10 protein-coding genes are annotated in these 11079 nt (G+C 59.0%); 7 read left to right on the top strand and 3 right to left on the bottom strand.

Annotation, left to right across the window (positions count from 1 at the left end; all coding sequences use genetic code 11):
- Positions 1-3: 3 nt before the first annotated feature.
- On the bottom strand, positions 4-510 hold the full coding sequence (locus ACYQ15_RS21345; RefSeq protein WP_459939484.1) for a hypothetical protein: 507 nt from the start codon (positions 508-510) through the stop codon (positions 4-6).
- Positions 511-569: 59 nt separating this feature from the next.
- The gene (locus ACYQ15_RS21340) at positions 570-1553 is read right to left on the bottom strand and encodes a GDP-mannose 4,6-dehydratase (RefSeq protein WP_459939483.1); all 984 of its coding nucleotides are present in this window, start codon (positions 1551-1553) and stop codon (positions 570-572) included.
- Between the two features lie 377 nt (positions 1554-1930).
- Here ACYQ15_RS21340 and ACYQ15_RS21335 point away from each other — a divergent pair, with 377 nt between their 5' ends.
- The 4 genes from ACYQ15_RS21335 to ACYQ15_RS21320 are packed head-to-tail and all read left to right on the top strand — an operon-like array spanning position 1931 to position 6376.
- Positions 1931-3142: a glycosyltransferase family 4 protein gene (locus ACYQ15_RS21335; protein ID WP_459939482.1), complete on the top strand. Its 1212-nt coding sequence runs from the start codon at positions 1931-1933 to the stop codon at positions 3140-3142.
- Positions 3139-4305 (top strand): glycosyltransferase family 4 protein, encoded by a 1167-nt coding sequence (locus ACYQ15_RS21330; RefSeq protein WP_459939481.1) that lies wholly within the window; start codon positions 3139-3141, stop codon positions 4303-4305. Before ACYQ15_RS21335 ends, ACYQ15_RS21330 begins: the two co-directional genes overlap by 4 nt.
- Positions 4302-5540 (top strand): glycosyltransferase family 4 protein, encoded by a 1239-nt coding sequence (locus ACYQ15_RS21325; protein WP_459939480.1) that lies wholly within the window; start codon positions 4302-4304, stop codon positions 5538-5540. Before ACYQ15_RS21330 ends, ACYQ15_RS21325 begins: the two co-directional genes overlap by 4 nt.
- Positions 5537-6376 (top strand): glycosyltransferase family 2 protein, encoded by an 840-nt coding sequence (locus tag ACYQ15_RS21320; RefSeq protein WP_459939479.1) that lies wholly within the window; start codon positions 5537-5539, stop codon positions 6374-6376. The genes ACYQ15_RS21325 and ACYQ15_RS21320 overlap by 4 nt, the downstream gene beginning before the upstream one ends.
- A gap of 334 nt (positions 6377-6710) precedes the next feature.
- Here ACYQ15_RS21320 and tpx read toward each other — a convergent pair whose 3' ends face one another.
- A complete protein-coding gene (tpx, locus tag ACYQ15_RS21315; protein ID WP_459939478.1) occupies positions 6711-7226 on the bottom strand; it encodes a thiol peroxidase in 516 nt (171 codons plus the stop codon).
- Positions 7227-7650: 424 nt separating this feature from the next.
- Between tpx and ACYQ15_RS21310 the strand changes: the two genes are divergently transcribed.
- From ACYQ15_RS21310 to ACYQ15_RS21300, 3 genes are all read left to right on the top strand, one after another.
- A complete protein-coding gene (locus tag ACYQ15_RS21310; protein ID WP_459939477.1) occupies positions 7651-8307 on the top strand; it encodes an endonuclease III domain-containing protein in 657 nt (218 codons plus the stop codon).
- A 25-nt stretch (positions 8308-8332) separates the two neighbouring features.
- Complete coding sequence (locus ACYQ15_RS21305; RefSeq protein WP_459939476.1) at positions 8333-9517, top strand: murein hydrolase activator EnvC family protein; 1185 nt, start codon at positions 8333-8335, stop codon at positions 9515-9517.
- Between the two features lie 238 nt (positions 9518-9755).
- Complete coding sequence (locus tag ACYQ15_RS21300) at positions 9756-11027, top strand: S41 family peptidase (RefSeq protein ID WP_459939475.1); 1272 nt, start codon at positions 9756-9758, stop codon at positions 11025-11027.
- Positions 11028-11079 lie beyond the last annotated feature (52 nt).

Here is an 11079-nt window from a genome sequence, read left to right as displayed (position 1 = left end):
GGCTCATTTCCCGGCCTCCGTAATGCGCTGCCGCAGTTCCCGCAGGAGCCCTTCCTGCTCCCGGATCTGCTTTTCCAGAGCCTCCTGGCGTGCTGAGCCCTGGACGCGCGTTTCCCGCAAGGCCGCGGCGAGTTTTTGTTGACCCGCGACGACCTGTTCATTGAGCTGGCGATTGACGGCCATGGTTTCACGCAGAGCCTTGATCAGGGCCAGATTGACCCCGCGCTGCTCCCGGAAAAGGACTTCATAGAGACGCAGGATGAAGCGGTGCAGAAAACCGAAATGCTTCAGGGGGAACCGGTTCATCCTGGCAGGCAGGGACGTTCTGGCCGGAAAGGACTGGGAGGCCTCGTTGACCAGGCCCTCGACATGATAGGTGCGCATGGCGATGTCGTTTTGCAGCGCCTTGATCATCGGATCATCCTGGTTTCGGCCATACTCCTCAAGCAGGGCGTCAATCCTGGAATCCAGGTCATCGGCGGATATTCCCGCCACTTTAATGTCGGACATATGAGTTGGGATCGGTCAGAGGTTCTCGTTCAGCATACGGACGTGCTCGGAGCTGATCATTATGCGGGCGCGCCCATTGCTTCCAGCCGGGCTTGGACCATCATCCGGGCCACGTCCGGCATGGCGTATTGCGCTTTCCAGCCCAGCTCCCGCTCCGCCTTGGACGGATCGGCCCGGCTGATCATGATGTCCGTGGGCCGCAGGAATTCCGGATTGGTGCGCACATGTTTGGTCCAGTCCAGACCAAGGTGTTCGAAGACCATGCGCACGAAGTCTTCCAGCTTGAAGGTTTGGCCGGTGGCGATGACGAAATCGTCGGCCTTGTCCTGCTGCAACATCAGCCACATGGCCTCGATATATTCCGGGGCCCAGCCCCAGTCGCGTTGCACGTCGATGTTGCCCAAAGAAAGTTCGCCTTTTCCGGCCCGGGCGATGCGACAGGCAGTGGCAACGATTTTCTGGGTCACGAATCGCTCCGGCCGCAGGGGCGATTCGTGGTTGAACAGGATTCCGGAACAGGCGTACAGGCCGTAAGCCTCACGATAGTTGGCCACTTCCCAGAACGCCGCGGACTTGGCCACGGCATAGGGACTGCGGGGCCGAAAGGGCGTTTCCTCGTTGGCGGCCTGGCCGTCGGCATTGCCGAAGCACTCGCTGGAACCGGCGTTGTACAGGCGAACAGGACGATCAAAAAAGCGGATCGCCTCCAGCAGATTGATCACGCCGACGCTGATGCTTTCAAAGGTTTCCATGGGCTGTTCGAAAGAAAGCCCCACGGAACTCTGACCGGCAAGATTATAGATTTCGTCCGGTTCGGAACGGATGATGGCCTGCAAAACGCTCCGAAAGTCGTTCACGGCCACGGAGTACAGGGTCACCTGATCCTTGACTCCCAATCGCGTCAGATTGTTGAAGGAGGACATCGACACGTCCCGTGAGGTGCCGAAGACCTTGTAGCCTCGATCCAGCAGAAACTTTGTCAGATACGCCCCATCCTGCCCGGAAATGCCAAGGATGAGCGCTTTTTTTTGTATTTTCGACATGTCCACCTTGTGTACCATCTTCAACGCGTCCGTCAAACCATCGTTTTTGCCGCTCTTGCGTGAAGCTGTTCTTTATGGTCAAATTTTCAGCTTGTCCACCTGGGACCCTGTTCTCCAAGGGCAATTTTGTTCTTGATCAACCCTCGTTCAGGATGATGCAAATTCCCTCTTGAAGCGATACACTTTCCAATCGAAATCGAAATCGCAATCGAGCGTCATGAGCGCATATCAAGGACAATGGCGGCAGAACGATGAGAAAAAATCACCGAATTTTTTCGATTGCGATTGCGATTGCGATTTCGATTTGACGGATGAAGCCCGAGAACAAGCAATACCCTGCCCATGCCCACATCATCACCTGACTCATTACCCTTCATATGAACGTCATTCTCCTGACTGATGCGTTGCGGGACGCCGCATTGACGGGAATTGGGCGCTACGTTCTGGAACTGGCCCGCGGACTGCCGTCCCACCCTGAACTTGGTTCCGTGCGCTTCTTTGCCGGCCGGAACTGGATAGCCGATCCCTGCCGGCCTTTCGCCTCCGGTCCGGCGGCCGCAACCCATTCCCAGCCTGGCTGTCTGCAGCGAATCCGGGGAATTCTGCCGTGGCGGACCATGCAGGACCGAATCAGCTTCGGCGTCAAGAAGGCCGCTTTCCGGCTCAGAACCCGCAATGCCGCAACCAGTCTCCTCCACGGCCCCAACTACCTGCTGACTCCCCATGACGGCCCCGCCATCGCCACCATCCACGACCTGTCCTTCATCCATTACCCGGAATATCATCCCCGGGAACGTCTGGCGCTGCTGGATAGGGAACTACCGAAAACCCTGCGTCGGGCGGCGCATATTCTTACGGACACCGAGTTCGTCCGCGGGGAGATCATCCAGATCCTGGGCGTTGCGGAAACCAGGGTCAGCGTGACCCATCTGGGCGTGGATCCCGAATTCCATCCCAGGACGCCGGACCAAACCAGGGACGTCCTGCGGGAGTTGGGACTGACCCACGGGGCTTACCTGCTGTGCGTGGCCACCCAGGAACCACGCAAGAACCTCGCCCGCCTTGCCACGGCCTATTCCCGCCTTCCGGCAAAACTCAAGACAGCTTTTCCCCTGATTCTGGCCGGAACCGGAGGATGGTTGACACAATCCCTGGAAAGCCTCATCCAGCCGCTGGAGCAGGCCGGTTCGGCGCGTCGGCTGGGATATGTACCGGAATCCCGCCTGCCTGCCCTTTTTGCCGGGGCCGCCGGGCTGGCCCTGCCGTCGTTCTACGAAGGCTTCGGATTGCCGGTTCTGGAAGCCATGGCCTGCGGGGTTCCAGTGCTGACCTCTGATCGTGCCAGCCTTCCGGAAGTGGCCGGAAATGCCGCCCTGCTGGTGAATCCCGAGGACGAGGAGGAAATTTTGCAGGGACTGCGTCAATTATTGACGGATGAGGATTTCCGCCGCTTGGCGGCGGAACGAGGCCCACGGCAGGCCGCGAAATTCACCTGGCCCGGCTGTATCGACAAGACCGTGCAGTGCTACCGGCATGTCTGCGGAACCTTCATGGAAAGCACATCGAATCCGGGTTCCGGCGCACCATGAAGCGTCTGTTCGTGGACCTCAGCCTGACCGTCCAGACAGGCGCCGGCTCAGCCGTTTACGCCTGGGAGATCTGCCACCGCCTGATGCGCCTGGCCGCCCCCCTGCAGGTGCTGCCCTTGACCAATCCCTTCCGCACCCATGGCCGAATCGGCATGCGGCGCAAGATCCATGCCCTGCTCCGGGACCTGCTCTGGCGGCCCTGCCTGGCCGGACTGGAAGCCCGGACCGGGGACTGCTTCCTGTTCACCAACACCTTCGTGCCCCGCGGGCTCATGCACCGGGAATACGCCGTGATCCTGCTGGATCTGGGCGCATGGCACGACCGCTCCCTCCTGTCCTGGCGCGGCCGGCTGGGCATGCGCGCCCTGCCCAAGGTGCTGGCCCGGGCCACGCATGTTTTCGCCATCTCCGACCATACGGCCCGGGATGCGGCCCGGGAATTCTCCATCCCCCGAGAACGCATCACCCTCGCTCCCTGCGGTCTATCCGCCGGCTTCACCCGTCCTGCTCAACATCAGACGGAAATCAACGGCATTCCCCTGCCCGGACAATACCTGCTCCATGTCGGCAGCCTGGAACCCAAGAAAAACATTCCGTTCCTGCTCCAGGTCTTCGCCCTGGCGCGCGAAATGCTCAAGACCAGCGGCCATGGCAGCCCGGAACGGTGCAAGCTGGTTCTGACCGGGGGCGAGTCTTGGCACGACGATCATCTGCGGCGTTTGATCACCGCTCACCCTTTTGCCCGGGACATCGTCATCCTGGGAAATGTCCCGGCCCGGGATCTGCCGGCCCTCTACCGCCAGGCCGCGGCCCTGGTCTTCCCCTCGCTGCTGGAAGGCTTCGGCCTGCCGGTCATCGAAGCCCTGTCCCAGGGAACCCCGGTCCTGGTCCAGGCCAACAGCTCCCTGACGCAGTTCGGAACCTACGGCGCCACTGTTATGGAAGATTTCCAGGCAGAATCTTGGGTGAACCGCCTGCTGCCCATCCTCGCCGCAAACCAGCGAATCACCGACGCGCAGATCCATGCCGTGCGCGAGACCTTTGACTGGGACCGCACCGCGAACATTATTTTCCGGACCCTGCTCGGGTCGAAGGAAGACGATGCGGGCGTCTCAATTTCATCAATCCATGATCCGCAAGCAATGGATGCACGCCACGGATGAAAACGCTCTCTCTTGATTCGGGGATGACTCGCGGCCCCATGCGCATCGGTCTGAACCTGCTCTATCTCCTGCCCGGCATCGTCGGCGGCACGGAAACCTACGCCGCGGGCTTGCTGCGGGGGCTGGCCGATGTGGACGATCAGCTGGAATACATCGTCTTCGTGAACCAGGAGAGCTCCTTGTGGCCCCTGCCGGACATCCCGGCCATGCAGCGGGTGGTTTGCCCGGTCCGGGCCACGAACCGCCTGCAACGGCTGGTCTTCGAGCAGACCAGGCTGCCGGCCCTGGCCCGTGAACACAGCCTGGACCTGATGCACTCCCTGGGATATGTAACGCCGATCTTCAACTCCTGCCCCAGCGTGGTCACGATCCACGACATGAACACCAAGGGCCACGGCCGGAGCATGCCGCTTTGGAAACGCATGATTCTGTCGCTTCTGGTCCGCCGCGGCGCCTACGCCTCCCGGGCGGTGATCACGATTTCCGAATTTTCCCGCAATGAAATCAACGCCCACCTGGGTCTGCCCCTGGACCGGATCCATGTTGTCCATCTTGCATCGGATCTGTCTGACGAGTATTTGTCCGAACAGTCTGAATCCGCATCCGAGTCCCACTTGCCGGATCCGCCCGAGGAACTGGCCGGACCATATATCCTGGCCTTTGCCAGCCAGTCACCCCACAAAAACATTCCGCGCCTGATCGAGGCCTTTGCCCGCATTGCCCCGTCCTTTCCGCACAATCTCGTCCTGGCCGGTCACCTGCCCCAGGACGGGGCCGCGGACGCGGCCATCGCGCGCTGGGGCCTGGCGGACCGGGTGCGGGTCACCGGCTTCCTGCCCCGCGACCGCGTGATGCGCCTCATGGAAAAGGCGGAACTGTTCGTCTTCCCATCGTTGTACGAAGGATTTGGGTTGCCGGTTCTGGAAGCCCAGGCCCTGGGAACGCCCGTGGCGTGCTCCCAGCGCGGCGCATTGCCGGAAATAGCCGGGGAAAGCGCCGTATATTTCGATCCGGAACAGGTTCTGGACATGGCCGCGACCCTGGCGCATATCCTCTCGGACGAAGAACTCAGAACACAGCTGGCCGTCAAAGGCATATCGAACCTGAGCCGCTTTTCCTGGACCGCGGCTGCCCGAAAGACTCTGGATATTTATGCCATGGCTGCCTGGCGGGGAGGAAACCGGTATGTCGGGAAAAAGAAAAGCCTCGCCATCAAGCAGGCGGAGGACGAATGAACACGGCTGACCGCGATCCTGATTCCCATCCGGAAACCAGTCCGGCCCGGTTGCGGACGGCTTATCCCCTGGTCAGCATCGTCACGGCGGTGCTGAACGGCGAAGACCATCTCGACGCCGCCATTCGCAGCATCCGCGCGCAGCAATATCCCAACATCGAGCATATTATCGTGGACGGGGGTTCCCGGGATCAGACGCCGGAAATCGTCAAGGCGCACGGGGATTGGATCGCCAAGTCCATCCGCGAACCGGACAAGGGCATCTACGACGCCATGAACAAGGGCATCCGCATGGCGTCCGGGGAGATCATCGGCACGCTCAATGCCGACGACTTCTATCCCCATCCCGACGTCATCGCGGAGGTGGTCCGGTCATTCCAGGCAACCGGCGCGGATGCCGTTTTCGCGGATTTGCTGGTGGTGGACCGAGGCAATCCCGAAAAGGTGATCCGCTATTACGATTCGGCAGATTTTCACCCGGACCGGTTTGCTCGCGGCTGGATGCCACCCCATCCCACCTTCTTCACCCTGCGCAGGCATTATGAAACATTCGGTCTGTACCGTACGGACTACCGGATTGCCGCGGATTACGAACTCCTGGTCCGCTTTCTGGCCCGCCACGAACTGACCTACGCCCGCATCCCCGGAGTGCTGGTCCACATGCGGGCCGGAGGCGTCAGCTCACGCAACTTCAAAAGCAACTGGATCCTGAACCGGGAAATTGTCCGCGCTTGTCGGGAAAACGGCATCCACACATCCATGCCCCGCCTGCTGTGCAAGTATCCGCGCAAGCTGCTGGAATATTTCCGCAGACCCGCGCCCGTAACTGCTCAGTAACTACTCAGTTGCTTTCCGGCTTGTTGCGAGATGTGCCGAATTGTTACGCAGCTCAATAAGAGCGGGCAGGCTGACATCCAAGTTCCGTGCTGCCAGGATACCGGCCTGCGCCGGTATGACGGGATGGAATGCCACGTTGACACGTTCTTCGGTCACCCCGGCGCAGGCCGGGGGCCAGGTGTTTTCGTATTGCTCAGTCGCCGGGAGTTGTTGAGCACTTAGCCGCCCGAATGAATCCAGCGTCCCAGCCGTGCTTATGGTTTGGTGTCTGCAGCGTCTCTGTTGCCGGATGTCGCGAACGACATCCGGCTTCCGGCGCCTGGCTTCCGGCACCTCAGACCAGTTTTCTGGCGACATCCAGGGCCAGATCGTAATTCGGCTCCTGTCCGACTTCCTTGACCAGTTCAATATAGCGGATGATCTTCTGACGATCGACGATAAACACGGATCGGGCCAGGAGACGCAGTTCCTTGATCAGCACTCCGTATTCCGTACCGAAGGAAGCCTGCTGGTGATCGGACAAGGTAAGCAGATTGGACACGCCGGCCGCGGCGCACCAGCGCTTCTGGGCAAAAGGCAGGTCCATGCTGACGACCAGTATCCGGATGTTCTCGCCCAAGGCAGCGGCTTCCTGATTGAATCGCCGGGCCTCCAGATCGCAGGTGGGAGTATCCAGGGAGGGGACCGAGGTGATGATGAAAATTTTATCTTCCAGGGAAGCAAAGCTGAACGGCTTGAAGTCATTGTCCGTGACATGAAAATCCGGTGCGCTATCGCCTTCCTTGAGGCTGTTGCCCAAAAGGGTTACGGGCTGTCCCTTCAGAGTGACCAATCCAAAACGTTCTTTCATTGCCTTGCTCCTTGTTGAAGTATGGTTCATGGAGAAGCATGTCTCCGCCAAAAGAACCCTCATGACGGGATGCCTCGATTATTGCCGGAATCCTGCGGCGGCTTACGCTGGATTTCGCATTCTCAGCCAGGTTCCAAACCATGGAAATGATCAGTTTGAGAGGATCGAGCGCCTCCGAACACTAGCCTTGTCCTCATATCCATTATATCCTTCAAGTTCGTGACCGGCGCGGACAACCCGGACAGCGGATATTCCATGCGGAACATCATCGGCCGTTATTCATGCAAGAAACCTACCTGCTATCCATGTACAATTCAATCATAAATCCGTTTCTCTTCCAAATGTCCTTTGCGCAGGATACGCTTGAGGCTATGCCCAACCTTTCCGGAGAAGCCGGCATCCTCTTGCATGGCACCGTCTCATAATGGCCGTTCCATCCGATCAGCTGTTCAGCGACATGTTTGAAGCCATGCTCGCCATGCTTGGGCCGAGCGGGTGGTGGCCGGCCCATGGTCCATTTGAAATGGCTTTGGGAGCCATTTTAACCCAGAACACGAACTGGACCAATGTCCAAAAAGCCATCGCCAACCTGCGTGCCCAGGACTTGCTGGATCCGGAACGACTTCATCTGGCTCCGGACTCGCTGCTGGAAACCTGTATCCGGCCATCGGGCTTTTTTCGGCAGAAAACCAGGAAGGTCAGGGATTTCCTGAATTTTCTGAGTGTCGAAGACGCATTTGATTTCAGCGCATTCGATGTCCAGGAAACATCCCGCCTGCGGGAAAAACTGCTGTCCGTTCGGGGAATCGGTCCGGAAACCGCGGACAGCATTCTGCTGTACGCCCTGAAGCGTCCGGTTTTTGTGGTCGATGCCTATACGGCGAGGATCTGCAACCGCCATGGCCTGGTTCCCGAGGAGGTCTGCTACGACGAGTTGCAGGCGATGTTCATGCGTCATGTTCAGCCTGATACGGCCAAGTACAATGAATACCACGCTCTGCTCGTCCGGGTTGGCAAGGAATGGTGTCGCAAGCGGGACCCCAAATGTTCAACCTGCCCCTTGGCGGCACATCTCCCATGAGCGCCTCCTGATGCCTCCGAGCGCAATGAAAATCGAACCATCCGGGAAACTTTCATCCGGCAGCCGGAAACATGGATGCCGGTCGAGCCCGATCACGCCGGTGATCTTTTTGCTTGTTCTTCTTGCCGTTCTTGCAGGACTCTGCCTGGGCCCGCGGGTTCACGCCTCCCCCGCGAATTCCGAGGGCATTGCGCAATCGATTGCAGAGAAGCAGCGCCATGCCCGGGCTCATGAGAAGATTCTCCAGGGACTCACGGAGCAGGAGCGGAAATTGTTCGGCAATCTGCAGGACGTGGAACTCCAAATCAGAAATACCACGGATGAAATCCAGACCCTGGAAACGGAACTTGTCCGGTTGCGTCAGCAAGAAGAGCGCATTCAGCGCGAGTACCGGGATCTGGATCAGGACAGGGCCCAAACCGGAGAAGAGTTACGCAACCTGCTCACTCTGCTCTGGCCGGTGCATCTGCGGGGAATTGAATCAAAACTCCAGGATTTGACGACGTGGGACGAGGCGGATCGCCAGTTTCACTGGTTGTCCCGAATCTACGGGCTGGTCCAGGAGCGGATCGAGCGCCTCCAGGTTCAGGGCCGGGAATTGGCCCTGAGACAGGTGCGGCTGGAGGAGTCCAGGGCCGAGATCGACGCCCAGATCCATCGGATCAATGCGGGCAAGGATCAGCTCCTGACCCAGAAGCTGGATTTCCTGCGCCGGGTCCAGGAAGTGCGCGCCCAGAAGATTTCCACGGAGGAACAGGTCGCGGAGATTTTGCACAGCATCGCTGACTTGAATTACCAATTGCAGACCCTGACCAGCAAGACATTCACGGATCAGCAAGGCCGAATGTCCTGGCCCGGGCAGGGCCGGATCGTCCAGGGGTTCCAACCCCAGGCGTCACCTCCCCACCGCGGGCTGAGTCTGCAGATGGGGGAAAACGATCCCGTGCGCGCCATCTCCTGGGGCAAGGTGGTCCATAGCGACCTGCTCCGGGGCTACGGTCACGTCGTGATCATCTACCATGGCCAGGAATATTACAGCCTCTACGCTTTCCTGAACAATGCCGTGGTCAGCGTAGGTCAGGAAGTGGAAAAAGATGAAAAGCTCGGACAGGCCGGCTACTATCCCAAGCTGGACGGGCCGGGTCTGTATTTTGAATTGCGTTTTCACCAAAATCCCGTTAATCCTGACAACTGGCTGGTTGCCAAATAATCTTCATGTCTTATCATGGCGCTGAAACCATGAATGTTCAGCAACAACTCATCCATACCGGTGCTTTTTGCCGCGGGTCTTCGCCTTCTGCGGGTTTCGAAACTTCCAGGCTCAGCCGGACATGCACGGACGCCGTCTCCAGGCATCCCGTCAATTCCAGTCACCGATTGGATCTTTTGAAAGTCAGAATGTTCATCAATAATCAACATACCCTACTTACATGTACTCGGAGGTAATTATGCGGGTTGTCCACTGGGTTGGCACCCTGATGCTTCTTTTTTTTCTGGCCGTCACCTTTGGCCAGAGCATGGCCACGGACGAGGACCGATACTCTCCTCTCAAACGCTTCAGCCAGGTGTTGGATCTGGTGGAGCGTTATTACGTCCAGGACGTGGACCGCAATGAAATGATCCAAGGCGCCATTCGCGGCATGCTGCAGGAACTGGATCCCCATTCCAGCTTCATGACCCAGGACGCCTTTCGGGAAATGCAGATCGATACATCCGGCGAATTCAGCGGAATCGGCATAGAAATTTCCATCGTCGACGGCAAGCTGACCGTTGTTTCGCCCATTGAGGACACCCCCGCTTTCCGTGAAGGCCTCAAGGCCGGCGATCACATCCTGGAAATCAACGGCCAATCCACCGTGGACATCACCATCATGGACGCGGTGAAGCAGATTCGCGGTCCTCGCGGAACCACCGTCGAGCTGACCATCCTTTCCAAGGGCGAGTCGGTTTCAAGAACCGTGACCATTGCCCGGGACGTCATCCCCGTGCATACGGTCAAGCTTTTTGAACTCGAGCAGGATGTCCTGCTGATCCGCCTGACGAGCTTCAAGGAAACCACCATGGACGACCTGCGCGCCGCCATGGTCAAGGCCGGCCAGACGCCCCATCGCGGTCTGATCCTGGATCTGCGCAACAATCCCGGCGGTTTGTTGAATCAGGCCGTGGCCGTGGCGGACGCCTTTCTGAGCGAAGGACAGATCGTCTACACCAAGGGCAAGGTTTCGCAGTCCGAGATGAATTTTGAAGCTTCCCGGAACGTGCTGGATTCGGATTCGCCCATGGTCGTTCTGATCAACGCCGGTTCCGCATCCGCTTCGGAGATCGTGGCCGGAGCCCTCCAGGACCACGGTCGGGCATTGATCCTCGGCGAGCAGACCTTCGGCAAGGGCTCCGTCCAGACCATCATTCCCCTGGCCGACGGTTCCGGGATCAAACTGACCACCGCGGTCTACTACACGCCCAGCGGGCGCTCCATCCAGGCCAAGGGCATTGATCCGGACATTTTCGTCCCCTTCATCGCCCAGAACAACGAACAGGAAGCCCGCATGTCCATCATGCGCGAAGGCGACCTGATCCGGCACCTGGAGAACGGTAGGGAGCAGCAAGACGAGCTTGATGCTCCGAAAACCCAGGTCCAGGAAATGTTGGAACGGGACAATCAGTTGCGGATGGCCCTGGAAATGGTCAAGGCCATGCCGAGGTTGAAAGCATTGCGGTAATCCGTTCCAGGGGTCCCCTGAGTATGCCCTATTCCCAAACGCCCTCACGCGG

The sequence above is a fragment of the Desulfonatronum parangueonense genome (genome assembly GCF_054656975.1).
Note: the sequence above shows the minus strand (reverse complement) of the source record. Positions and strands in the feature narration are given on the sequence as shown.

Excerpts from the sequence above, each read along its gene's own strand:
- ACYQ15_RS21340 (WP_459939483.1), bottom strand. The coding sequence starts at position 1,553 with ATGTCGAAAATACAAAAAAAAGCGCTCATCCTTGGCATTTCCGGGCAG.
- tpx (WP_459939478.1), bottom strand. The coding sequence starts at position 7,226 with ATGAAAGAACGTTTTGGATTGGTCACTCTGAAGGGACAGCCCGTAACC.
- ACYQ15_RS21325 (WP_459939480.1), top strand. The coding sequence starts at position 4,302 with ATGAAAACGCTCTCTCTTGATTCGGGGATGACTCGCGGCCCCATGCGC.
- ACYQ15_RS21335 (WP_459939482.1), top strand. The coding sequence starts at position 1,931 with ATGAACGTCATTCTCCTGACTGATGCGTTGCGGGACGCCGCATTGACG.
- ACYQ15_RS21345 (WP_459939484.1), bottom strand. The coding sequence starts at position 510 with ATGTCCGACATTAAAGTGGCGGGAATATCCGCCGATGACCTGGATTCC.
- ACYQ15_RS21305 (WP_459939476.1), top strand. The coding sequence starts at position 8,333 with ATGAAAATCGAACCATCCGGGAAACTTTCATCCGGCAGCCGGAAACAT.
- ACYQ15_RS21300 (WP_459939475.1), top strand. The coding sequence starts at position 9,756 with ATGCGGGTTGTCCACTGGGTTGGCACCCTGATGCTTCTTTTTTTTCTG.
- ACYQ15_RS21320 (WP_459939479.1), top strand. The coding sequence starts at position 5,537 with ATGAACACGGCTGACCGCGATCCTGATTCCCATCCGGAAACCAGTCCG.
- ACYQ15_RS21330 (WP_459939481.1), top strand. The coding sequence starts at position 3,139 with ATGAAGCGTCTGTTCGTGGACCTCAGCCTGACCGTCCAGACAGGCGCC.
- ACYQ15_RS21310 (WP_459939477.1), top strand. The coding sequence starts at position 7,651 with ATGGCCGTTCCATCCGATCAGCTGTTCAGCGACATGTTTGAAGCCATG.